This window comes from Acinetobacter sp. YH01019, from assembly GCF_013420285.1.
GTDB lineage: Bacteria > Pseudomonadota > Gammaproteobacteria > Pseudomonadales > Moraxellaceae > Acinetobacter > Acinetobacter gandensis.
The window spans coordinates 1-25,740 of sequence record NZ_VOYM01000055.1; the positions used below are offsets into that span (position 1 = coordinate 1).

The 25,740-nt window shown below is 38.7% G+C and carries 20 protein-coding genes and 1 pseudogene; 17 read left to right on the forward strand and 4 right to left on the reverse strand.

Annotation, left to right across the window (positions count from 1 at the left end; translation table 11 throughout):
- Positions 1-200: 200 nt before the first annotated feature.
- Positions 201-629 (reverse strand): OsmC family protein, encoded by a 429-nt coding sequence (locus FTT84_RS12415; protein ID WP_180058919.1) that lies wholly within the window; start codon positions 627-629, stop codon positions 201-203.
- A gap of 147 nt (positions 630-776) precedes the next feature.
- Between FTT84_RS12415 and crp the strand changes: the two genes are divergently transcribed.
- The 9 genes from crp (at position 777) to FTT84_RS12460 (ending at position 11,526) form a co-directional block, all read left to right on the forward strand.
- The gene (gene crp / locus FTT84_RS12420) at positions 777-1,487 is read left to right on the forward strand and encodes a cAMP-activated global transcriptional regulator CRP (protein ID WP_067762263.1); all 711 of its coding nucleotides are present in this window, start codon (positions 777-779) and stop codon (positions 1,485-1,487) included.
- 192 nt (positions 1,488-1,679) lie between these two features.
- Positions 1,680-2,729 carry an NADP(H)-dependent aldo-keto reductase gene (locus FTT84_RS12425; protein WP_180058918.1) on the forward strand — a complete coding sequence of 350 codons (1,050 nt, stop codon included), beginning with the start codon at positions 1,680-1,682 and terminating at the stop codon, positions 2,727-2,729.
- A 344-nt stretch (positions 2,730-3,073) separates the two neighbouring features.
- Positions 3,074-5,653, forward strand: a complete 2,580-nt coding sequence (gene clpB, locus FTT84_RS12430) for an ATP-dependent chaperone ClpB (protein ID WP_180058917.1) — start codon at positions 3,074-3,076, stop codon at positions 5,651-5,653.
- Positions 5,654-5,883: 230 nt separating this feature from the next.
- Complete coding sequence (locus FTT84_RS12435) at positions 5,884-6,720, forward strand: hypothetical protein (RefSeq protein ID WP_257223380.1); 837 nt, start codon at positions 5,884-5,886, stop codon at positions 6,718-6,720.
- 1 nt (position 6,721) lies between these two features.
- Positions 6,722-8,269, forward strand: coding sequence for a GH3 auxin-responsive promoter family protein (locus tag FTT84_RS12440; RefSeq protein ID WP_180080812.1), 1,548 nt, complete (start codon positions 6,722-6,724; stop codon positions 8,267-8,269).
- 9 nt (positions 8,270-8,278) lie between these two features.
- Positions 8,279-9,445, forward strand: coding sequence for a GNAT family N-acetyltransferase (locus FTT84_RS12445; RefSeq protein WP_180080810.1), 1,167 nt, complete (start codon positions 8,279-8,281; stop codon positions 9,443-9,445).
- A 127-nt stretch (positions 9,446-9,572) separates the two neighbouring features.
- Complete coding sequence (locus FTT84_RS12450) at positions 9,573-10,877, forward strand: DUF945 family protein (protein ID WP_180080808.1); 1,305 nt, start codon at positions 9,573-9,575, stop codon at positions 10,875-10,877.
- A 169-nt stretch (positions 10,878-11,046) separates the two neighbouring features.
- Complete coding sequence (locus FTT84_RS12455) at positions 11,047-11,301, forward strand: hypothetical protein (protein ID WP_180080806.1); 255 nt, start codon at positions 11,047-11,049, stop codon at positions 11,299-11,301.
- A 54-nt stretch (positions 11,302-11,355) separates the two neighbouring features.
- On the forward strand, positions 11,356-11,526 hold the full coding sequence (locus FTT84_RS12460; protein ID WP_180080804.1) for a hypothetical protein: 171 nt from the start codon (positions 11,356-11,358) through the stop codon (positions 11,524-11,526).
- A gap of 46 nt (positions 11,527-11,572) precedes the next feature.
- Here the strand turns inward: FTT84_RS12460 and rlmKL are convergent, their stop codons facing one another.
- Positions 11,573-13,777, reverse strand: coding sequence for a bifunctional 23S rRNA (guanine(2069)-N(7))-methyltransferase RlmK/23S rRNA (guanine(2445)-N(2))-methyltransferase RlmL (gene rlmKL, locus FTT84_RS12465; RefSeq protein WP_180056629.1), 2,205 nt, complete (start codon positions 13,775-13,777; stop codon positions 11,573-11,575).
- A gap of 237 nt (positions 13,778-14,014) precedes the next feature.
- On the opposite strand from rlmKL, the gene FTT84_RS12470 reads away from it, so the two are divergent.
- From FTT84_RS12470 to FTT84_RS12505, 8 genes and pseudogenes are all read left to right on the forward strand, one after another.
- Positions 14,015-14,380, forward strand: coding sequence for a hypothetical protein (locus FTT84_RS12470; RefSeq protein ID WP_180080803.1), 366 nt, complete (start codon positions 14,015-14,017; stop codon positions 14,378-14,380).
- A gap of 355 nt (positions 14,381-14,735) precedes the next feature.
- Positions 14,736-15,752, forward strand: coding sequence for an aspartate carbamoyltransferase catalytic subunit (locus tag FTT84_RS12475; RefSeq protein WP_180080802.1), 1,017 nt, complete (start codon positions 14,736-14,738; stop codon positions 15,750-15,752).
- A 10-nt stretch (positions 15,753-15,762) separates the two neighbouring features.
- The gene (locus FTT84_RS12480; protein ID WP_180080801.1) at positions 15,763-17,016 is read left to right on the forward strand and encodes a dihydroorotase; all 1,254 of its coding nucleotides are present in this window, start codon (positions 15,763-15,765) and stop codon (positions 17,014-17,016) included.
- A 207-nt stretch (positions 17,017-17,223) separates the two neighbouring features.
- Positions 17,224-18,696 carry an OmpA family protein gene (locus tag FTT84_RS12485; RefSeq protein WP_180080800.1) on the forward strand — a complete coding sequence of 491 codons (1,473 nt, stop codon included), beginning with the start codon at positions 17,224-17,226 and terminating at the stop codon, positions 18,694-18,696.
- A gap of 253 nt (positions 18,697-18,949) precedes the next feature.
- Entirely contained in the window at positions 18,950-19,978 is a 1,029-nt protein-coding gene (locus tag FTT84_RS12490; protein ID WP_180080799.1) for a DUF1311 domain-containing protein, read from the forward strand.
- 177 nt (positions 19,979-20,155) lie between these two features.
- Complete coding sequence (locus FTT84_RS12495) at positions 20,156-20,935, forward strand: Rossmann-like and DUF2520 domain-containing protein (RefSeq protein WP_180080798.1); 780 nt, start codon at positions 20,156-20,158, stop codon at positions 20,933-20,935.
- 48 nt (positions 20,936-20,983) lie between these two features.
- Entirely contained in the window at positions 20,984-21,658 is a 675-nt protein-coding gene (locus FTT84_RS12500) for a class I SAM-dependent methyltransferase (RefSeq protein ID WP_180080797.1), read from the forward strand.
- A gap of 103 nt (positions 21,659-21,761) precedes the next feature.
- Positions 21,762-23,379 (forward strand): annotated as a pseudogene (locus tag FTT84_RS12505) (GMC family oxidoreductase).
- A 66-nt stretch (positions 23,380-23,445) separates the two neighbouring features.
- Here the strand turns inward: FTT84_RS12505 and trmB are convergent.
- Both trmB and FTT84_RS12515 read right to left on the reverse strand, forming a co-directional pair.
- Positions 23,446-24,162, reverse strand: a complete 717-nt coding sequence (gene trmB / locus FTT84_RS12510) for a tRNA (guanosine(46)-N7)-methyltransferase TrmB (protein WP_067762230.1) — start codon at positions 24,160-24,162, stop codon at positions 23,446-23,448.
- 119 nt (positions 24,163-24,281) lie between these two features.
- Positions 24,282-25,358 (reverse strand): sensor histidine kinase, encoded by a 1,077-nt coding sequence (locus FTT84_RS12515; RefSeq protein ID WP_373685000.1) that lies wholly within the window; start codon positions 25,356-25,358, stop codon positions 24,282-24,284.
- Positions 25,359-25,740 lie beyond the last annotated feature (382 nt).

A 25,740-nucleotide genomic window follows, 5' to 3' on the forward strand; every position in this document is an offset into this window, starting at 1 on the left:
ATCCATGCACGTGTAGCAGTTCTTAACAGATTTACGGAATTAGGTCGACCACTTACCCAAGTTACGCCTTAAATTTGGCTCAATTAGGGGCGCTTTGCATTTCAAATCTTTGTGCAACAAAGCCAATGTGTTCTATAGCGGATTGGTCAAAAAAAAGCCGCATTGAATGCGGCTGATTATTAAATAATTAAGCAAAAATATTATGCAGCTTCAGCTTCTAAAATTTCGAAGTCATGGGTAATTTCTACACCACCGTCCATTAGCATTTTACTTGCAGAACAATATTTTTCTGCTGACAGTTCAACTGCCTTAGCAACTTGCTTCTCTTTAACGGCGTTACCAGTAACAACAAAATGTAAATGAATCTTAGTAAAAACTGCAGGAATAGTATCAGCACGTTCTGCTTTTAACTCACAGCGAACATCAGTGATGTCTTGACGTGCTTTCTTTAAAATCGTCACGATATCAAATGAAGCACAACCGCCTAAGCCAGTTAAAATCAATTCCATTGGGCGTGCACCGCGGTTTTCACCACCATATTCAGGCGATCCATCCATGATGATAGTGTGACCACTTTGAGTTTTTGCTTCAAAAGCAACATTCTCTAGCCAATGAACACTCGTTTGCATTGCAAGTCCCTAAAAAAAGCTATAAATTTACGCAGTACCTGTACACTACCATAAATTGAGTTGATAAGGAATTTCAACTCTAACGTGTGACAAGTTCAATTTAGGTCTTGTGCGATCTAAAATTTATCCATTTTCGGAACTGTTAGCATGACTTCAAACTTTTCACAACTTAGCACAGATGCACTATCTCCGGGGCAGTTACCTGAGTCGGTGAAGGCATTATTAAAACGTGCATATATTAATCGTTACCCAAAACGTACCACTATCGTTGATGCGGGTTCAGAATCTAAATCTTTGTATTTAATTCTTAAGGGCTCTGTATCTATTATTTTACGCGAAGATGATGAGCGTGAAATTGTTGTGGCATATTTAAATGCGGGTGACTTTTTTGGGGAAATGGGTCTATTTGAAGCAAATGCACAACGTACCGCGGAAGTTCGTACGCGTGATGTATGTGAAATTGCTGAAATTACCTATGAAAATTTTCATGAATTAAGTAAACAATATCCAGACTTGAGTTATGCAGTATTTGCTCAACTTGTACGTCGTCTTAAAAACACGACTCGCAAAGTGACAGATCTTGCATTTATAGATGTATCTGGTCGTATTGCACGTTGCTTAATTGACTTATCATCTCAGCCAGAAGCAATGATTTTGCCGAATGGTCGTCAGATTCGTATTACTCGTCAAGAGATTGGCCGTATCGTGGGTTGTTCCCGTGAAATGGTGGGTCGTGTTCTTAAGACACTTGAAGAGCAAGGCATGATCGAAACTGATGGTAAGGCGATTCTTATTTTTGATGCATCGCTAGAAGAAAAAAGTCAGTTGGCAACAGATGACTTTGAAGACGAAGAATAAATTCTTCTAAGTTGAAAAAAAGCAAATCCAGGGATTTGCTTTTTTTTTGTCTAAAATTTAACAAATTTTGAGCTTGTCATAAAAAATGACAACCATTCAGGAAATTATGATTTAAACAATAATGATATTTTAAGTAGGCTTAACCAGCTTTTAACATTGATCTAAATAGAAAATTATAGGGAATGAAGGCTTATGCAATTTAAACCATTAGCGAATACTGGCATTTTACTTCCTGAAATATGTCTGGGCACCATGACCTTTGGTGAACAAAATACTCAAGCGGATGCTTTTCAACAATTGGATTATGCTTTGGAACGCGGATTAAACTTTTGGGACACAGCGGAAATGTATCCCGTGCCGCCCAAACCAGATACCCAAGGTTCAACTGAGCGTATTATTGGAAACTGGATTGCAGAACGTGGTGGGCGTGACAAATTATTCCTTGCTTCAAAAATCGCAGGACCATCACAAGGTGGTAGTCATATACGTGATGGAAAAACCAAATTCGTTGCTTCAGAAATTGAGTCTGCATTAGATCAGTCTTTAACCCGACTCCAAACAGACTATATCGATCTTTATCAATTACATTGGCCACAGCGTCCGACCAATTTCTTTGGCAAATTGGGCTATGGCAATACAGAAGCGACGAGTGATCAAACCGTAACGAGTCTTGAAGAAACCTTAATTGCACTGAGTAATGAAATTAAAAAAGGACGTATTCGCTACATTGGCTTATCAAATGAAACGCCATGGGGAACGTTGAAATTTTTACACTTGGCAGAAAAATTAGGTCTCGAAAAATTTGTTAGTGTACAAAATCCCTATAGTTTGTTGAATCGCACCTATGAAATTGGGATGTCAGAAATTGCGCATTATGAAGGTATAGGTTTACTGGCTTATTCGCCATTGGCCTTTGGTTACTTAACGGGTAAATTTAGAAATGGTGCACGACCTGCCAATGCGCGTGTAACACTTTTTTCACGTTTCAGTCGCTACTCAAACCCTGAAAGTGAATGGGCTACAGAACAATATGCACAATTGGCTGAAAAGCACGGTTTAACCTTGACGCAATTGGCGCTTGCATTTATCAAACAGCAATTCTTTGTGACAAGTACCATTATTGGCGCAACAAATTTAGATCAGCTCAAAGAAAATATTGATGCGTTTGATGTTAATTTATCTGAAGAAGTACTAAAAGGCATTGAAGATATTCACCGTCAGCAACCCAATCCTGCACCTTAAGGATTAAATTTTGTATAGCTTGATAAAAAAGTCTGAATTGTTTCAGACTTTTTTATTTCTTATTGAGAAGTTATCTGTTCAAGATTGATAGTATTATTTTCAAATTAGGCTAATTAATGACAATTTATTCCATATAAAAGATAAGTGTATATAAAACACCTTGTTTTTTAAAATAACTCAAGATGTGCCCTTGAAATCTTATATTTTTATACCAATATTATTATGGAGTTATAATTTTTTTAATGGTTAAGGTTTTGAAAAATATTTAAAAAATATATTTGAAATTCTAATGGCCGCTCCCATATATGCTTCAAGTAAAGAAATTGTTGTGAGGAATAACAAGAATGCGATTCGAAAAATTCACAAACCGTTTGCAGCAAGCCCTGTCCGATGCTCAATCACTTGCAATGGGCAAGGATCATACAGCCATTGAGGGTATTCATATTCTGGCATCCTTGCTTGAGGAACCTTCAAATCAGAGCTTACTTCAGCAAGCTGGTGCTAATCTTCCAGAGCTTAAAACTAAGCTCCAGCAAGCTTTAAAAGACGCAGCAACATTGAGTAGTCCAACTGGGGATATTAACTTAAACCCAGAAGCAGTGAAGGCACTTAATTTAGCCGATAGTTTTGCGCAAAAAGCTGGTGATGAGTTCTTATCAACAGATTGGGTTATCTTAGGCTTAGCTGAAACAGGCAAAACAAAATCTATTTTAAATAGTGTGGGTGTGGCTTCAGATAAGCTGCGCAAAGCAATTGAAAATATTCGAGGTGGCGAACAAGTCATGAGCAATAACCATGAAGATCAACGTGACTCACTGAATAAATATACACTCGATCTAAATGCACGTGCTTTAGAAGGTAAGCTAGATCCTGTGATTGGTCGTGACGAAGAGATTCGTCGTACCATTCAAGTTTTATCGCGTCGTAGTAAAAACAACCCAGTACTGATTGGTGAACCTGGTGTTGGTAAAACAGCTATCGTCGAGGGCTTAGCACAGCGTATCGTCAATGGCGAGGTGCCGGATAGCTTAAAAGGTAAACGTGTTCTTTCACTTGACCTCGGTTCATTACTAGCCGGTGCCAAATACCGTGGTGAGTTTGAAGAACGCTTAAAAGCAGTACTCAAAGACCTCGCTAAATATGATGGTGAAATCATCTTATTTATTGATGAGCTACATACTTTGGTTGGTGCTGGTAAAGGCGACGGTGCAATGGATGCCGGTAACATGCTTAAACCTGCGCTTGCACGTGGTGAACTTCGCTGTGTCGGTGCGACAACACTTGATGAATACCGCCAATTTATTGAAAAAGATGCGGCTTTAGAGCGTCGTTTCCAAAAAGTATTGGTTGATGAGCCAAGTGTTGAGGATACCATTGCGATTTTGCGTGGCTTAAAAGATAAATACGCGACTCACCATGGCGTACAAATTTTAGACTCAGCCATCATTGCTGCGGCAAAAATGTCACATCGTTACATCACTGATCGTCAATTGCCAGACAAAGCGATTGATTTGATTGATGAAGCTGCATCACGTATCAAAATGGAAATTGACTCAAAACCTGAGCCATTAGACCGTTTAGATCGTCGCTTAATTCAGTTGAAAATGCAGTTAGAAGCAGTGAAAAAAGATGCAGATTCAGTCTCTAAAGCTGAAGTTGAGCATTTGGAAAAACAAATTGCTGAAGTTCAGAAAGAATACAGTGATTTAGAAGAAGTTTGGATTGCTGAAAAGCGTCTTGTCGATGGTACAAATCAAGCGCAAATTGAATTAGACAAAGCGCGTACAGCCTTTGAAAAAGCACAACGTGAAGGTGATTTAGCTGAAGCAAGTCGTTTGCAATATGGAGTGATTCCAGAATTGCAAAAACGCTTAAATGAAGAAGAAGTTGCTGAAACCAACGAAGAGCCTAAACTGATTCGTACTAAAGTCACTGAAAATGAAATTGCTGAAGTTGTAAGTGCAGCAACGGGTATTCCAGTTGCCAAAATGCTGCAAGGTGAACGTGAAAAACTTCTACATATGGAAGATTTTTTACATAACCGTGTGGTTGGCCAAGACGAAGCCGTAGTGGCAGTTTCAAATGCAGTACGTCGTTCACGTGCAGGCTTATCTGACCCGAATCGTCCAAGTGGTTCATTCTTGTTCTTAGGGCCAACAGGGGTTGGTAAAACTGAATTGACCAAAGCATTGGCAAACTTCTTGTTTGATAGTGATGATGCCATGATTCGTATCGATATGTCTGAGTTTATGGAAAAACACTCAGTGAGTCGTTTAGTTGGTGCACCTCCGGGCTATGTCGGCTATGAAGAAGGTGGTGTGCTTACCGAAGCTGTTCGTCGTAAACCGTATAGCGTGGTGTTATTTGATGAAGTTGAAAAAGCACATCCAGACGTCTTCAATATTTTATTGCAAGTATTGGATGATGGTCGTTTAACTGACTCGCAAGGCCGTGTGATTGATTTTAAAAATACGGTTATTGTGATGACATCAAACTTAGGTTCGACTGATGTACGTGAATTAGGTGATCATCCAAGCAAAGAGGAAGTGCGTGCTGTTGTTATGGCTGCTGTATCTGAGCACTTCCGTCCTGAGTTTGTGAACCGTATAGATGAACTTGTGGTCTTCCATTCATTGGAAAAAGCGCAAATTCGCGGTATTGCAGATATCCAGTTGGATCGCTTACGTGCACGTTTGGCTGATAAAGATATGAGTTTATCGGTTGAGGATAATGCTTTTGAATTATTGATTGAGGCTGGTTTTGACCCGATTTATGGCGCTCGACCACTAAAACGTGCAATTCAGCAGCAAGTTGAAAATAGTTTGGCTCAAAAAATATTGTCAGGTGCATTCCAACCTGGGGATACTATTGTCATTAAAGCGGATGGCGACCATCTTATTTTTGACAAGATGATGCTTAACTAAAACGCACTTATCTTTAACTGATTAGATATAAAAAAGAAACCCGGTTTAGGCCGGGTTTCTTTATTTTTACACTTGTCGCATTTTTCGTGTAGAAACGTAAAGATGATTGCAATTTCATAATTCAAGCTACTAATATTGCGACCGCACCACAACGCAGGTTGCGAGTGGATGTTCTGTGCAAAACAAAAAAAATATCGCGTTTCATTATGAATGTTACGCAACAGGGAAGAATGATTATGATTGAATTTAAATTGCTTCGTCAGCTAAAAAAAGAACCCTTTAGCCAGTACAAACGTACAGGTGATGTCACTGTACAAGAACTGAAGCGCATGTACAGTATTTATCAAATCTACTATGCCAATACACGGTATGAAATTTTTGAGCGTGATTTTCTCGAAAAAACTGGTGTATTTTTTATTATTGAACCCAAGAATAAACAAATTGTCGGCTTCTCAACCGTGATGGAACGCGACTTTGTAGTGAATGGTAAAGCGCGTCATGCATTTTTTAGTGGCGATACCATTATCGAAAAACAATACTGGGGCAATCGAGCGCTTACCCGCGCAATGTTTCGCTATATTATCAACTTTAAGTTTCGCCATCCTCGAACACCGGTTTATTGGATTTTGATTTCCAAAGGCTTTAAAACGTACTTATTGCTTGCGAATAACTATTATAGTTATTACCCACATTACGATGAGAAAAATGTACATCTTAAAGATTTTGTTGAGTCTTATTGCAAAGAATATTTTTCAGAATACTACAATAAAGAAACTGGTCTTTTAAATTTTGGTGATGACTACCAGCCATTAAAAGCCGATGTTGCGCCAATTACCAATGAAATGCGTGAAAAAAATAGCAAGATTGCTTTCTTTGAAAATAAAAATCCTACTTGGGTCGATGGAACGGAGTTACCTTGCATCGGTGAATTACGTTGGAGTGATTTATATCGTTATGTGAATCGTTTCCTAACGAAATCAACGAGTGTGAGTAAACATGATAGCAAATTACGCTATAAGTCTCGTAATTTGCACATTGCCGCGGATCAAGACACGAAGGTTGCTTAACATGGGATTGCTACTTTCCGCTTCTCATCAAGTACTGAATCTTGCCTGCAAAAAAGCCTTTAAACGATATATACGGCAGTCAAATCAGCTTGAAACTGTGCAGCGTCGTAAACTGAATCATTTTTTACGCCGTATAGAGAGTTCTTCAGCAATGCGCTATGAGCAGTTTGCTGAACAGTATCCTTTAACGCGCTATGCCGATTGGAAAAACAAAATTGAGCATTCGCGTCAAAGTGGTGAAAATCAAATGGGCACAGGTGATGTTATTCGCTTTCAGCCAACCAGTGGTTCGAGTGAGGCGCTAAAATTCATTCCATATACGCAGCATTTTTTAGATGAATTGGATGAGGCGATTGGCTTGTGGTTATGCAATTTATATCGTAAACATCCGCAGCTTAAAAACTCAACGCATTATTGGTCGGTATCTTGGTTGCCCGAGAGTCAACGCAAATTACTCGAGAATAGTAACCTAAATGATGATAGTGCTTTACTCAACTTTACTAAGCGTATTTTGACTAAAACCACTCAATCAGTACCCAGTGAAATTGCATTGGCGGAATCTGCTGAAGAGGCGATGTTTGCCACCGCAGTATATTTAGTGGCAGATAAGCATCTAGGCATGATTTCCGTTTGGAGTCCGACTTTTGCATTACAACTGCTTGATATTATTCATGCACATCAAGATGAGATTATCGAAGTACTGAAAACAGGGCATTGGCAGCGTCAGGGACTCAATTTCTTAAAAGTTCCCAAGTCCTGTGAACAGCACTATCAGCTGAAGCAACTAGATTTAAGCCAAGCCGATGCGTGGAAAAAACTTTGGCCTAAACTGAGTTTGATTTCGAGTTGGGACACTGCAAGTGCTGCACAATGGGCGCTAGAGCTAAAACAACGTATAGCAGGCGTTGCATTTGAAGCTAAAGGATTGTGGGCAACTGAAGGTGTCGTCACGATTCCATTTGCAGAACGGTTTCCTTTAAGTTACCAATCCCACTTTTACGAGTTTATTTTGCAAGATACTTTGCAGGTTGTACCTTCTTGGAAACTTAAAGTTGGTGATATTGTAAGTCCTGTCATTACCACAGGTTCTGGGTTAATTCGTTATGTGATTGATGATGAGTTACGTGTCACTGATTTTTATCATCAAGTACCATGCTTTGAGTTTCTTGGTCGTAAGATGACGGTCGATTTAGTGGGTGAAAAACTTGATCATAGTATCGCGATCAATGTATTGGCTGAATTTAAGCAAGAGGATTATCTTCCAATTAGTATTTTGGGTATAGAGCAGTGCAGTGAAAAGAAACCGCACTATATTTTACTCAGTGAAGGTAATCAGTCCAAACAGCCAAGTGCGCTGGCTTTAGATGAGCTTCTCAAGCAGAATTTTCATTATGAATTAGCACGTGATTTAGGGCAGCTAGATGAACCTGAAGTGAAGCATGTCGATGATGCATGGGATTACTATAAAACTTTAGCAATGAAAAATGGCATGATTGAAGGAAATATTAAGCCAGAACCATTGAAGAAAATGAAAACAAAAATAATTTGAGTACAGCATATGGATCTTGATGTTCTTGAACACCCATTAGATGAAATGGTGTTATATCGTTCAAAAAATGAGTCGAATTTTGCAGTTCGCTCAGCAACACCAGCTGATGATGAACAGCTCATGAAACTCAGTGCGGAAACCGTTCCAAGTAATGGTATTACCTTGTCTTATGAGCGATATCCAAGCTATTTAGCGGCGAGCCAAGCACAATATAACCGACCTGATTTAAAGGTTGTTGTCCCTATTGATAATCCTAGTTTTGTTGTTGCAATGATGAATTTAGGCTGGCGCTACTGTTATATCAATGGACAAGCTGATTTGATGCGCTATGTTGCCGATTTACGGATGCATTCAGAGTATCGCGGAGGCAAAGTGATGCGACTTTTGATGGATTATGTGTTTGATGAGATTCCACAGAATACAATTTTTGAAAGTGTCGTACTCAATGCAAATGTCGTTGCTGCTAATATCTTGCATCAAGAGCGTAAAGGGTTTCCATTACCCTATTATTTTGACGATATTCAAACTTACACCGTATCTCAAGCCAAAAAGCCCAAAACATTTGCTCATTATCGCTTCAAGTCACTAACACAAGACGCAATTGCAGCGGCGAATGATTTCATTTTAAAAATGAAAGATCATTATAATTTTTTACCCACTTATGATTTTAATGGACTACTAGAAGGTCATCATCCTTTTTGGAAGGGTATGAGTCTCAGTGATTTTTTTCTTATTTATAATAAGGATGATCAATTGGTTGGTTTATACGGGCTATGGAATCAAAAGAGCTTTAAACAGACCCGTGTTATCGATTATTCACGACCTTTAAAGTTAATGAAGCCATTTTATAATGTCTATGCCAATGTTAGAGGTGTGTTGTCTTTACCTAAAGTGAAAGGGACATTTGATTACTTAATGATGCATAGCCCATTGTGCCATCCAGAAGACCTTGAGGTTTTTTCGAGTCTTATTTTTCACGCAAAGGAACAAACAAAACATCGAGGAAAAGAAACATACTGTGTCACCTTGGCAGAAAATGATCCACGTATACAATGGATGAAAAATACCACTTCACATATTTTAAAAGCCAAGCACTATTTCCATAGTTTTAGTGGCAATCCTTATGGGAAATTTGATCGAAAGCGAATTAGTTATTTTGATGTGGGTCGCATTTAAGCACATATTGTGAATTGACTCCTCAATTAAAACCCTCATATCAATCACTTAATTTAATCTTGATTGTGTACTTATGTAACTAGATTATTCAGTATACTGCTCAAAGAATAATCACAATGAGTAAGTCATGTCAAAATTGATATGGGGAGTAGGCAGTATTGCTGTACTTTCAGCAGCTGTAGTCGGGGGGAATTTATATGCAGATAAAAATTTAAATGCCTATTATGAAAATAGCCAATTGTCTGATGTGGTCGAAGATATCGACATCCAATATAGTCATTATAAAATGGGGCTGATGGATGGAAGTGTTGATTGGAAATTAACACTGAAGCCAGATCCTTGTAAGCCCAAAGAAGTGATCGTGATTCATGGGCATGATGAAATTAAAAGAGGTTTTAAGGGGTATACCGTTTTATCCAATTTTAAAATCGTGAAAGATCAAAGCCATGGGAAGTTTGCCAATGTGATACAGGGCAATATTAGTGCGAATACATTAGTCAATTGGATTGGTCAAACTACCACTGATGTGCAAATTCCAGCGTTTAAAACAGTTGCAGAAACCAAAAAAATTCACGCTAATGCGAGTAAGCTAAAAATAAAAACATTTAGTCGGCCTGGTCAGCCTACACAGGTTACTGAATTTTCTATGATATTTCCGGTTGTTCAAGTTTTAGATGGCGCTGAACAGACGATGATTCAGGATTTGGTTTTAACTACGAATCAGGGCTTAAATAAACCACAACTCGAGTCTGGCTTTGTAGAAATGCAGGCAGCTTCTTTTAAACGCATTGATTCTAAAATGTCGGGTGGTATGAAAGGTTTGGATATGCGTTGGGAAACCAAAATCAATCCTAATGATGTTGATTTCATTGGCTATATTAAAGCCAGCGAAATGGATTTTCCCGGTTCACCGATTACTCAAAATTTGGCTTTAAATTTAGAGCTGAATAAAGTTAATTTACAAAAAGTGAAAGCCTTTAGGGATGTGTGGCATCAAGTCGATAATTCATGTGATGCTGTTACAGATTCAGAACCAGAAATGACAAAAGCTTTCCTTGCTGTGGTCAATCAAGGGTTCGATTTTAAATCCAAAAATAACACCATTAGTTTGGGTGGTGGCAGTGCCTCTGCAAGCCTAGATGGTAAGTTAATGCCTGGACATCAAGCTTCTATTGAGTCATTTGTGAAAATGGTACCGAGTTTATTGGATTTTCATGCCGATCTAAAATTTGATAAGAATATGCTATCTGCAGTGATGAACAATTATTTGCAATTACAAGGGAAATCAATTTCTGGCCAAGAAGTTGAATCGATGTTTAGCAGCTTAGAAAGTTCTGGACAAGGTAAACGTGATGGCAATGATATGGTTGTGAGTATGCAATATAAGTTTGGACAGAAACTTTTTGGTAAAGCTGTGCAGCAGAAAGATTAATATGAAGATGAAACAACCGCTCAAATCGAGCGGTTTTTTTGTGGCAAAAATTCCATTATTGATACAGTCATTTTATCGGATGAAGAACGGAAGGCCATTGTGAGTAGAAGCAAAAATTTTTAGCGTCAAATGGCAAAATCCAAACACAACAATAATAGGACAAGTCATCATGAAGATGGAAAACAAAAAAATCAGCCAAAATACGCGCTATGCTAATACTAAATTGCCAAGCGTTCTTCGAAGTAAGCCTATTGCTTATATTTGTAGTTTGGCTTTGTTGAGTGCGATTGTTTCGTACAGTTATGCAGGCCATGTAATTTCAGATAAAAAGTTGGCAACTGAAATTCAAGGAAAAGGGCAGTTTAGTCAAGATACGTTGGAAATGATTGATGGCGAGGTGGCGAAACCAAAAGCAGAGCAGTAAAAAAATTCAGCACATAAATCAAGTCGTAATAATAAGATTATTCAAGAAAAACAATTGGAAGGTTCGACGGCAAGTGATTATTTATTGCAAAAGAAAAGAGCTGCAGATCAGTTAGGAACGCGAACTGCTGATGTAACACCTGTCAATCACATACGAATGGCCGAACACTATGAAAATATGCGTGTCACTTATCCAGATGGGGTAGTAGTAGAAATGAAGCACTGACATGCTTCATTTCTAAATCGGAAAAGACTAAGTGAATGGAATTGACTTAGATTTTAGGATGCGTAATTTTCCAAGAACGGTGAATTTTGGTATTCCGTTTAAAGTCGAGACCAATCGTTTCATTACTGATTTCTTCAACATCAAACATGGCCAAAATAACATCATCCATCACGAAACCACGGTAGTTATTTGAGAAATAAAGCGTACCGTCGGTGGTTAGACGGTTCATAGCACGTTTAAGAAGTGACATGTGGTCACGTTGCACGTCGAAAGTACCGTGGAATTTTTTCGAATTCGAGAATGTCGGTGGGTCAATGAAAATCATATCATATTGTTCATGACCTTCTTTTAACCATTCAAAGCAATCGCTTGCGAAGAATTGGTGTTGTTCATCTGCATGATCAACGGTTAAGCCATTCAAGACAAAATTTTCTTTTGACCAATTTAAATAGGTATTTGATAAATCGACACTGGTCGTACTTGCTGCGCCACCTAATGCAGCATGCAAACTCGCTGTAGATGTGTAGCTATACAAGTTAAGGAAGTGCTTACCACGAACTTCATTGGCAATACGTAAACGCATTTGACGATGGTCAAGGAATAAACCTGTATCAAGATAATCAGTTAAGTTAACCAAGATCTTCGCTTTACCTTCTTGCACAATAAAGCGCTTAGAGGCAGTACTTTGTTTTGTGTACTGATTTTTACCTTCTTGGCGTGCACGAGTTTTGATAAAGATCGCATCACGGCCAAGACCAGTTACAGAGCGAATCGCTTGTAAAGCAAGGTTGAAACGCTTTTTGGCTTTTTCAGGGTCAATTTGTTTTGGTGGCGCATATTCTTGAACATGTAAACGATCGCCATATAAATCGACAGCAACATTAAAGTCAGGAAGATCGGCATCGTACAGACGTAGACAGTAAATATTTTCTTTTACTGCCCATTTTTTCAAGTTCTGCATGTTCTTTTGCAGACGATTGGTAAAGTCTTGCGCACCTTCAATTGGTTCAAATTGCTGTGGTTCCCAATGTTCTAGGAACGGCTTTTGTACCGTCGCTGGTTTGATCGTACCAAAGCGAACATATATAGGTAATTTACCATTCATCAAGCGCAAAATTTTTGGATCATTGAATGCAAGAACGTCGGCTTGTTCAACTTGTGAAGCAATAATTGCAGCAGGCTGATTTGGGAAATTCTTTTGTAATAAAGCAGAAAGGCCTAAATATAAAGCGCGGTTTGATGCTTTTTCACCTAAACGCTCACCATATGGCGGGTTGGTGACTACAAAAGATTTTTTGCCTACATTTTGGAAATCTGGCCAATCAGCAAGCGTCCGTTCTTCAAGCTTAATTTGATCGAGAACAGATTCAAAACCAGCAGCAATAATGTTTTGTTTGGTGGCTTTGACTGCTTCCCAGTCTGCATCAAATGCATAGAACTGAGGTAAAGGTAATTCAAGTGCTGCTTTATGGCGTTCAGCCGCTTCAGCTTTAATTGACATCCAAAGTTCATGGTCATGACCATTCCAGCCATTGAAGCCAAAACGACGGACAAGACCAGGCGCACGATCAGTCAAAATCATTAAAGATTCAATAATAAACGTACCTGAGCCACACATAGGGTCAAGGATGATGTCTGGATTTTGCTGTTTTAATTGTGCTTTTTGCAAAATTGCAGCGGCTAAGTTTTCTTTGATTGGGGCATCGGTCATATAGCGACGGTAGCCACGTTTATGTAAAGAATCGCCAGATAAGTCTAAGCAATATGTATGTGCTGTTTTGCCAGCCAACACATAAAGTGTAATTTCAGGCTGCTTGATATCAATACTTGGACGCTTGCCTACAGCTTCCATAAATGAATCGACGACACCATCTTTTACACGAAGCGTTGCGAACTGAGAGTTCACTTTAATGTCGCGTTCTACATGTAGACGAATCGCGAAGGTACTTTGTGGTGCAAAAATAAGTGACCAATCAAAGTTCATTGCACCTTCATAGAGCTCTTCAGCCACATCACGTGCGTCATGTGTGAATTCAAGTTCATGTGTGTGAATTGGAGTCAATACACGTGACGCTAAACGAGACCACATACAAATGCGGTAAGCATCTTCTAATTTGCCTTTGAAAACCAAACGACCCGGGAATTGTTCAATATTTTGAACACCTAAACCTTCAATTTCCTCGCGGAGTAAGGTTTCAAGTCCATCTGCACAGGTAACCCAATATGTAGAGAGACGCGGTTTCGAATTCATGTAAATTTCCAAAGGCAAAAAAGCAATCTAATATTTTAACGTATTTTCGACTATTTGGGCGGATGTTCTTACTGAGTTAATAGAGAAATATGGGTAAATCGGTCAAAAAAATCTCCAACTACTGTGAAGGCTTTAAGGGATTATTCACGGTAATGGTATAAAAATTGCTATATCCCATTCGCAATTGTGAAAGGTTAATAATTTTTTTAATTGAATGATCAATAACGGGGTAGCACGATGACAGCAGCAACGACAGTATCACAATCAAATGCATTTTCTATTGCAACCTTACTTTATGCACGTTTACGTCGTGTGAGTGGGCGTGTAGTTGATGCTTTATTTATGGTCGAAAATAAAGACTATGCGCGCTATGTAGCAAATTTAGCGTTAAATACTGAAGATCCAGAATTATCACGTTTAGTTGCACGTCTTTATACGGAATTAGAGTTGAGTGAAATCAGTGACGTGGTGGAAGTCGAAACTAAGTTAGCAATACCTAAGCTCAATGAAGAAGATGAACAATATCTATATGCCAGTGAGCCCACTGCTGAAGATATTTATAAGGCGCAAGTTTCACATCGTTATATCGGCGCATTACGTTAATTTGAAACAAGATTAAAAAGAACCATTTGTGAAAGTCAAAAATAAAACGAATAAACAGACTTTCACCTATTGGATTACAGCCAAATAATAATGAATAAACTAGATTAAAGGGTCAAATTTATAGAATTTATATGTATATTTAATGGTTGACGGTAAAACCAAAATACTTGGAATGTAGATGGGTAAAGAGTGATTTTAAATGATTTTGTTTAATTTATCTAATTGAAATGATAGATAGGAATTTGAAAATTCATTTCTATTTACAGCTTTGTTTTGTGTTGTTTGTAGAAAACATCAACTGCCATTTTCGTTCAATCTCTGTATAATGCGTTGACTTAACGATTAGGAATCTCTCATGCACTTAGCGGCATTGCATACTCCGAGCCAGATTCAACTTAACCAAGATGGTAACTTAAAACATTTCCTCACCATCGAAGGTCTTTCTAAAGAAACTCTCACAAAAATATTGGACACTGCACAGTCCTTTTTTAATGACCAAAATCAGCTGATTACCAATAACCTCCTTGAAGGTCGTACGGTAATGAACCTGTTTTTTGAGAACTCAACCCGTACACGAACCACTTTTGAAGCAGCAGCAAAGCGCCTGTCTGCAAACGTATTGAACATTGATATTGCACGTTCTAGTACATCAAAAGGCGAGACTTTGCGTGATACGTTGTGGAATCTTGAAGCCATGGCGACGGACATCTTTGTGGTACGTCATTCATCTTCAGGTGCACCACATTTTATTGCTAAAGATGTTTGCCCGCATGTTGCAATCATCAATGCAGGAGATGGTCGTCATGCACATCCAACACAAGCCATGTTGGATATGTTGACGATTCGCCGTGAAACAAAAAAGAATTTTGAAGACATTTCCATTGCGATTATTGGTGATATTAAGCATTCACGCGTAGCACGTTCTGATGTTGCAGCATTGCAAACATTGGGCTGTAAAGATATTCGTGTCGTTGCACCGAATACATTGTTGCCATATGGCTTTAATGAATATGGTGAAGATGTTCGTTTATTTAACAATATGGAAGACGGTATTCGTGATTGCGATGTGATCATTACCCTACGCATTCAAAATGAACGTATTGATTCGCCTGCCTTATCATCACAAGCTGAATTCTACAAGATGTATGGCTTAAACAAAGAGCGTTTGGCTCTAGCGAAACCCGATTGTATCGTAATGCATCCGGGCCCAATGAACCGTGGCGTTGAAATTGACTCAAGTATTGCCGATGGTAAGCAATCTGTGATTTTGCATCAGGTGACCAATGGTATCGCTGTGCGTATGGCGGTATTGGCTTTAGCAATGCAAGGTCAGTTACAAGAAAAAGGTTTGTTAGAAGCGATTGCAGGTTAAGGGAAAAGTCATGACTATTGTAAAAATTGAAAATGTACGTGTCTTAGACCCAATCAAAAAAAACGATAGCGTACAAACGGTTTACCTTGAAAATGGCAAACTTGTAGCGGAACAGAATGTAAGCGAAAGCACGGCGACAGAAACCATTGATGGCCAAGGTAAATGGCTGATGCCAAGTATGGTGGACTTGTGTGCGCGTTTACGTGAGCCAGGTCAGCAGCAGCACGGGACTTTAAAGTCAGAAGGTCAAGCTGCGCGCGCCAATGGTATTTTGCATGTATTCACACCACCAGACTCAAAACCGATTGTGCAAGACAACGGTGCTTTGATTCATGGTTTGGTTGAAAAAGCGATGTTGGATGGTGGTATTTATCTACAAGTGATTGGTGCGCAGACCCAAGGACTGTTAGGTAAACAACCTTCAAATATGGCCGGCTTGAAAAAAGGTGGTTGTACTGCTGTATCGAATGCCAATGCACCATTTATGGATGATGACGTTGTTATTCGTACCTTGGAATATGCTGCAGGTCTAAATATGACGGTTGTGTTCTATGCCGAAGAACCGCAGATTGCCAAAGACGGTTGTGTGCATGAAGGCTTTGTTGCGTCACGTCAAGGTTTACCTATGATTCCAGCCTTGGCTGAAACTGTGGCAATTGCTAAATACTTATTGATGATTGAAGCGACCAAAGTACGTGCACATTTTGGTTTATTGTCGTCAGGTGCATCCGTTGAATTAATTAAAAATGCCAAAGCGAAAGGTTTACCAGTGACCTGTGATGTTGCTATGCATCAATTGCATTTAACTGATCAATTGATTGATGGTTTTAACTCACTTGCACACGTGCGTCCGCCATTACGCTCAGAACAAGATAAAGACTTGCTCCGTCAAGGCGTGAAAGAGGGTGTAATCGACGCTATTTGTACGCATCATGAGCCTCTCAGTAGTTCTGCAAAAATGGCGCCATTTGCTGAAACTCAACCGGGTTTCACTGCATTTGATACCTATATTCCATTTGGCATTGAACTGATCAACGAAGGTCTACTTACGCCTTTAGCATGGGTGGAAAAAGTGACTATTGCTCCTGCACAAGTGGCGCAAATGCAACAGCGTTGGGCAGATGAAGCTGGTTGGGTTTTAATTGATCCAGAACTTGAATGGATCATTAATAAAGACAGTATTGTGTCGAATGGAAAAAATACGCCTCTGATCAATCAAACTGTAAAAGGTAAAGTGGTTCAAGCGTTTTACCCAGGACAATGATTTAAAATAGATCAATAAGGTCTCATTCACTCATTTTAAAAAGTCAGCTTCGGCTGGCTTTTTTGCGAGATTATTTCCACAAATATTGAAAGAATGAGCTAAAAATCATTGTAAAACCGCAATGAACAAATTATTACATTTGATTAAAAAATAAGCATATAAACTAAAATCTGCATGAAAATAATGAGAAGAGCATGGAGTATAAGTATGAATGTCGATTTAATTGAATTAATTAAACAGCACGTCTCATCGATTGTGCTAGACGGTGACACAGAGAATTTATTTGAAAAAAATTCTGCGATTAGTCAGTTTATTCCTGTGTTGTTGAATTTATTTCGTTCTAAGCCACAATTGATTGAAACATTTCAAAAGCAATTAAATCCACGGCTTTCAGATATCTTTGTATCTAACCCAAGTTTAAAAGATCAATTTCTACAACATTTAGGTGGGGCAGCGCCAGCATCACAAATTGAACACACGCTGAACCAATCAATTGCGCCTACACTCGGTATACTGGAAAATGAAGCAGGTTCATCAGATCCACAGGCGATTACCTATTTACTCGATAATCATGCTGATTCTATCTTGGCTGCTGTTCCACAATGGGCTTTACCATTACTCGCTGGTCTAGGAATAAATACCGCGGTAGGTAAAACATTACATCAAGCCCCAGTCATTGAACCTGAACCAATCATTGTTGAAGAAAAAAAATCCAATTGGCTACTTCCTTTAATTGCTTTACTGGTGTTATTGGGGCTAATTACGTTTTTATATAAAGCATGTTCGAATAAAGAGGATCCAGCAACATCAAGCACAACCGTTGCACAGCCTGCAGCATCTCAGCCAGCGCGTTTACAATTTACCACCGGTGTAGATGGTGCATTGACTAATTGTCAAATTCAAACTGGTGATGCCAACTATATGGATATCCTACAACAGCAAGTGAAGCAAATTTTTAATTTTGCAACGGGCTGTGGTGCTGTTTCAGATGCGAGTTACCATACACAATTCATTGATCAAGACACCATTCCAACAGTACTACAAAAATTAAAAGGTGTGCCGAATACCACTTTAACTTGGACAGAAAATCAATTGTCAATTTTGTCTCAAAATCCTGCGGATGCTAAAAATTTAGCGAGCCAAATTGCACCTTTAGCGAAAAATATGACGGTGTTGGTTCAAGAGGGTGTTGATGAAAGCTCTGCGGTTGATAATAGTATTACTGATGCACAAAAAGCCTTGGCGAGTATTAATCCAGATCAAATCCGTGCTTTAGATGTCGCAACAGCATTGAATCTACAAATTATTAATTTTGCGACGGGTTCTTCTGAAATTCCTGAAGTGAATAAATCTATTTTGGATCAGGCTGCTGCGTTGATGCAACGTGCATCACAAGTGCATTTAACGGTACAAGGTCATACCGATGCTGTAGGTGATGCTGCTGCTAATAAAAAACTGTCACAAGAACGTGCACAGTCAGTAGTAGATTATTTAGTGTCTAAAGGTGTTGACCCTGCTCAATTGCAAGCAGTGGGCTATGGTCAAGAAAAACCAGTCGCAGATAACAGCACAAAAGAAGGTCAGTTTAAAAACCGTCGTATCGAATTTGAGGTCTTAAATACTGAAAATGGTAAGGTACGTGACGTAAGTAGTGAAGGTGTGACAGAAACAACATACTAAGCTTTAAACTCAAAATTTTAACCATACAATAAAGAAAATCCCTGTTTTAAGCAGGGATTTTTCTCGTCAAAGCGGGGTGATTTTGATTAGAATACATCTGAATAAGGCTTTGTTGCATAAATATGTAAGCATCTGATTTAAATAAATTTAATTTTAGATCAAAAAAATAATCAAAACTTTTAAAATCATATAGTTATGAAATCTTTGTGCAACAAAGCCTCTGAATAATAAAACACCAATGGTAATTTAAAGCATGAAAAAAATAATATTAACCAGCCTGATGATTTCGATGAGCTTAATGTCGGGTTGTGATTATTTTAAAAATAAGAAAGATGCGGAAGTGAAGTCAGATACACCGGTATTAGAAGATTGGAGCTGTACTGCAAATGCAAATATTCAACAGCTGCAAGATCATTTAAAGAGTGAATATCTAAAAGAATTAAACAAACAATTACGTCAGTCTGATTATGAAGCAGATCAACAGTTGATGGATTTAATTGTAAAAAATCTTCAATTTAAAATTAAAAATATTACCACTCTAACTGAAGATCCAAATAAAGCAAAAACATTGGAATGTGCTAGTCAATTGCAGGTGGTCTTTCCGAAGGGTTTACAAAAGCGTGCGGAAAATGCTTTCGCCGAACGTCCATGTGATGAATGTGAGGAAGGGTATTCAAATTACACCTTAAATGATTCATTGCAGGATGGTGAATCTGGTTTAAGCATGGAAAATGATCAGCTCAAAGGTAACTTTACTTATAGTATTACCAAAACGGATCAAGAAGGTTTGAGCCTCAGTGTGCCGAGTCAAAATGATGTGATTGATGGTGTGGTGACGGTGACACGACATGCTGTGTTATACGCAGCTTATAGTAAGCAAAATAAACAAGACGAAGAGTCTTATCAGCAAAGTATTGAAAGTCAAACTGAGCAAATGGGGCTTGCTCAAAAAGCAATGGATATTCGCAAAAAAGAATTAGATCAGGATAATGCTGCTGTCGTGGATCGACTGAATCAAACTTGGGATCGTTTTAGTGATGAGCAAAAGGCACAATTGCAGCAAGATCAATCTGATTGGTTTGAAAAGCGCGATGTTGATTGTAAAGTGCTTGCACAAAAATCCGTGTATTCATTAAATGACAGTGAAAAAGAAACTTATCAAAAGCATTCACAGTATTGGGATGACGCCATGCAAAACCAAAATCAAAACATGCAATTCACCAAATGTTTTAATCAAAAAACCAATGAACGTATTGTATATTTGAATAATGTATTTAATTAAATTCTAGGATTAATTAAACCTGTCTCGTCTTGAAATAGATGGATAGAATTTCATTTAAAACCGAGTTAAGAAATTAACTCGGTTTTTGCTTTCGTATACTTTTGATTGCTTTGCAATTGCATCAAATAGGCATTCCTGACATGCTCTAGTTTGTTTTAAAATATTTTGAAGTTACGAATGCGAATAAGTATTGTCGGTGCAGGGCGTGTAGCCCATCATCTTGCTCAAGTGCTCATTACCCAACATCAAATTGTGCAAGTCTTAAATCGAAATCTACAAAAAGCGAAGTCACTTGCCGCATTGGTGAATGCTGAAGCCATAGATTCTTTTGAGCAGCTAGACTCAAATATTGATTTAGCAATTATTGCCGTTAGTGATCAATCGATTTCAACGGTGATTGGGCAGGTGCATTATTCACTTCCTGATGTGCTGATTGTGCATACATCTGGCAGTACCAATTTAGATGTACTTACTCAACAGCATTCACGTGCAGGCGTATTTTATCCATTACAAACCTTTAGTTTGGATCGTGAAGTGGATTGGAGCAATACACCGTTATTTGTTGAGGCGGTGAATAAAGGCGATTTAAATATTTTAACTGTTTTGGCGAACAGTTTAAGTCAGCATGTCTATCAATACGATTCAGCACAGCGACTAAGTTTACATTTGGCAGCGGTTTTTGCTTGTAACTTTAGTAATTATTGTTATGACATGGCCAAACAAGTGGTTGATGCTAAACAGGTTGATTTTAGTTTGCTTTATCCCCTTATATTAGAAACTGCTCAAAAAGCCACACAGCATGATCCTCGTTTAATGCAAACAGGGCCAGCAATGCGAGGCGATCAAAATATATTAAATATGCATACTTCGATGCTGGCAGATGCTCAGCAAGTTGAATTGCAACAGGTTTATCGTTTATTGAGTGGGCAGATCTTAAAACGCCATACTGCCACTTAAAATTTGGAATTATTATCGATCGCTAGATGAAATATATAAGGACGTATTGTGGCAAAAGATTTTAATAGTCAGCTTGTGGTTGATGGATATGATGAGCACATCCGAAAACTCATTCCTGGTTATGAGTTGATTCATCAGCAGATTCAAAGCATTTTGAAGTTACATCTTCAGGAAAATGCGCATGTACTGATTATTGGCTGTGGCACAGGTTATGAGTTGAATTATTTGTTGGCTGCACATCCAAACTGCACATTTACTGTGACAGAACTTTCTGAAAATATGCTGAATCAAGCTCGACAAAATGTTCAAGCTACAGGGCAGGCATATCGAGTTAATTTTGTATTGGGTAGCCATACAGATTTTGAGGTACCTCAAGCATTTGATGCGGTGTTGTGTATTTTGGTCACTCATTTTATTGAGCAAGATGCTAAACCTTTATTTTTAGCCAAAGTGTTTAAACTGCTTAAGCCACAGGGCATATTTTTAAGCTTTGATTTAATGCTGTCACAGTCGAGTGTAGAGCTGGAAATATTACCTCAGTTTTGCCAAGCGCAAGGTTTAACAAAACATCAAGCGAATAAAATGATGCAACGTTTGGCAGATGATTTTGAACTGATATCACAGTCGGATTATCAAACTTTACTAACGAAAATTGGTTTTGAGCACATCTATTGTTTTAGCCAAATATTTAGTTATGCCGCATATTGGGCAGTGAAAAGTTAAAAATCGTGCTGAGAACACCATAAAATATTTTAGAAAGTAACTATTCAGCCTGCGTCAAATCACTTATTGTTCAGATATAAAAATAATCAACTGGACGAAAATAATGTCAAAAACGGAATTTGATTACATCATTATTGGTGGTGGTAGTGCAGGTTGTGTATTAGCTGCGCGTTTAAGTGAAGATCCTGAGGTCAAAGTCTGTTTACTTGAAGCTGGTGGGCAGGGTGATCAATGGACAGTCAATATTCCAGCCGCTTGTGTGGTAAGTCTACCTACTAAAATTAATAACTGGGCATTTGAAACTGTGCCACAAAAAGGCTTGAATGGGCGTAAAGGCTATCAACCACGTGGCAAGTGTCTAGGTGGATCTTCGAGTATTAATGCTATGATTTATATCCGTGGCCATAAAAATGATTATGACCAATGGGCAGCGCAAGGTAATATAGGCTAGTCATACGACGAGGTATTGCCGTACTTTATTCGTTCTGAGAAAAATAACAGAATTCACAATAAATTTCATGGAAATGATGGACCTCTATCTGTCACAGATGTACAGAGTGATAATATTTTCCATCAGCGTTATACCGAAGCTGCACGTGCCCAAGGTCATAAAGTTTTAGATGACTTCAATGGTGCCGAGCAAGAAGGGCTTGGCGTTTATCAAGTGACCCATATCAATGGGGGAGCGTTGTAGTGTGGCACGGGCTTATTTATTTCCACATTTAAACCGTCCAAATTTAACTGTTTTCACCAAAGCGACTACCCATAGAATTGTAATTGAAAATAAAGTCGCGATAGGTGTAGAAGTACACCATGCAGGGCAGTTGAAAGTACTGAAAGCACAGCGAGAAGTGTTGTTAAGTGCGGGTGCTATGCAATCTCCACAAATTTTAATGCTTTCGGGTATTGGTGAACAAACTGAATTACAGGAACATGGTATTGAGTTAAAGCACCACTTACCGGGTGTCGGCAAAAATTTCCACGACCATCCTGACTTTATCTTTGGTTATAGTGTGAAGGAGTATCAAGGAACCTTTGGTATTTCAATTCCCGGCTCGATGGATATGCTGAAACAAATTGGCCGTTACCGTAAAGAACGTCGTGGCATGATTGCTTCAAATTTTGCTGAGTGTGGCGGATTTTTAAAGACTTCACCAGAGCTGGAAATTCCGAACTTACAATTACATTTTGTTGTGGCACTTGTAGATGATCATGCACGTAAGTTCCATGCCAGTCATGGCTTGTCTTGCCATGTATGTCTGTTGAATCCACGTAGTCGCGGTACAATTAAAATCAGTGGTTCAAGTATTCATGATCCATTATTAATTGATCCAAATTTTTTAGGCGATGATCAGGATGTTGAAGATTTAGTCCAAGGTTTTAAAATTACTCAGCAATTGATGTTATCACCTGCCTTAGCGGGTCATTACAAGCAAGATCTATTTACCTCATTGGTCAAAACGGATGATGATATTCGTGCCATATTACGTCAGCGGGTAGATACGGTTTATCATCCTGTTGGTAGCTGTAAGATGGGCATCGATGAAATGGCTGTCGTTGATCCAGAGCTGAAAGTGTATGGTATTCAGAACTTACGTGTAGTGGATGCATCGATTATGCCGTCTGTGGTTAATGGCAATACTAATGCACCAACCGTGATGATTGCCGAAAAAGCAGTGGATATGATTCGTCAAGCGCAGCAGCAATCTAAGGTTGCTTAATATTTTTCTGATTTAAATAATAAAAAAACCACCGATGTCGGTGGTTTTTTAAATTTTCAAAATAGATTAATTGATCTTTTTGAAAATAAAGTCATTAATTTTATGACCTGCCTCAATACCACGACGTTCAAATTTGGTTTGTGGACGCCATTCAGGACGAGGGTAGCTATTGCCTTTACCCGCAAGATTCTCTAAACGCGGACGGTTGTCCAATACGTCTAACATCCATTCAGCATACGGTTCCCAGTCTGTTGCAGCATGGAAAGTACCGCCCATTTCCAATTTTTCTTCAACTAACGGCATGCGGTCATGTGAAACGAAACGGCGTTTGAAATGACGTTTTTTCTGCCATGGGTCAGGGAAATACAATTGAACGGTATTAATACTGTTGTCTGGCATTTCACGCAGCACTTGAATGGCATCTGCATCCAACACACGTAGGTTAGTTAAGCCTGCAAGACCTGCTTCATATACACACTGTGCAATACCTGGTACGTGTACTTCAATGCCGACAAAGTTACGTTCAGGATTTGCTTTTGCCATCAGTACCAATGAACGGCCCATACCAAAACCAATTTCGACAGTCAGAGGACGCTCAGGGTGTTCAAAGTGTTGACGTAGATCACCAACAGGATAATCTAAAATTAAATGGCCATGTTGTTCCAATGCAGTACGTTGAGATGTATTGAGTGGAGTTGAACGACGCATAAACGTTACGATTTCACGGTGTTCGTTTAGGTTATCCAGTTCTACGGCTTGCTGGTCTAATTGATCGTTCGACATAACTTTGGCAAATGTAAAAAATTCGAATGCGGTATTTTAAGTCCTGAGTCTGACAAGTCAAATTTTTTCAGGAAAAAAGCGACTCTAAGGTACTGCTAAAGCAAGTGCTAGGATTCAGATTAGAGTTTATTTTCGGCTTGATCATCAAGCATTGGTAAAATGATTTTTACGCGTGTATGACCCGGTTTTGAATCAATATGAAACTCACCATCTATTCTTGCAATACGTGTACGCATGCTATGTAATCCCACATGTAGGCCTTGATCGACTTCAGATGGATCAAAACCGATCCCATTGTCTTCAATTTGCAAAATCAATAGATCGTCTAGTTCACTCAGGGAAACAGTGACTTTATTGGCCTGGCTATGTTTTAAGATGTTGGTGAGGGTTTCTTCGGCAACACGTGTCAATGTTAAACATTGTGCGGCATTCGGGCTATTAATCCATGTTGGTGCAAAGCTCCAATTTGATTGGATTTCTAATTCCTCAAATAATTGTACAAAACGATGTCGAATCGGTGCAGCCCATTCAATAGGTGTGTCAGGCGCTTTTACACCGATGCTTGAGCCTGAGTCGATGACTTGTCGAAGGTCATTTCGAAATAGTTTCAGCATTGACATAATTTGTGGTTTTTCAACTTTGTCATTTTGTTCGAGCAATAACATTGAACGGACAATTGAACCGCCTAAACCATCATGAAGGTCATGGGAAAGATGAATGCGCTCTTGTAGACGAACATTTTCAATAGAAAGTTGATGCTGTTTTTCTAAAGATTCCGTCAATTCTGTTTTAGCCCGAGATACATTTTCCGATAAAGTTTTATTAAAACGATCAATTTGGCGTGCGTTACGTGCTAAACGTAAACCTAAAATTGCCCCTAAAGACAGCGTGGTGAAAGGGCCTGTATACGGTGATAGTGGGCGACCTTCCATAGAAATTACAAAATGCGCATCGTGAAAAGCAATCGGGATAAAGAACAGATACACAGCAGCCATTAAGTAACTTTCAGGCTGTTTAGATTGATAAGCCAAAAAGGGGAAGCTAATACATTTTGCCAAAAAGATCAGTACTGCAACACCGAAAAAGATTTGAATGACAGTATTCAGTTGCGTGAGCGGTATGAAGCTTAGACACACGAGTGCGACTGTGAAAAATGCCCAAAGTGCTTTTTCTAGGCGCGGGAAACTACGATCCACAAATGACCATAGCGCTAAACAACCCGATACAGTATAAAAGCAAAAAATAATATTCTGAATTCTGTCTAATACTGTAGTTGAAAACGGTAAAGGGCCTGTTAACAAAAAGCAGATGCTATAAAAAATCCAGCAAAAATTGGTTATAGCAAACCATAAAAAACTGCGTTCCTTACGATTGGTCAGCCAAGCAAGAAAATAGAAAATACCAACCACGAAGCTAATCATGGCGTTAAATTCAATTAGGGTTCTTTTTTCGGTGGTGTATCAAAAAGTATGCTAAAAAAAAGCAGGTTGAATTTTGATAAAATAGAGAAATGCAAATAACTCTAGAAATCAAATGTCCAACCTGCCTCAGTGACAGTATAAAGAAAAATGGCATCAA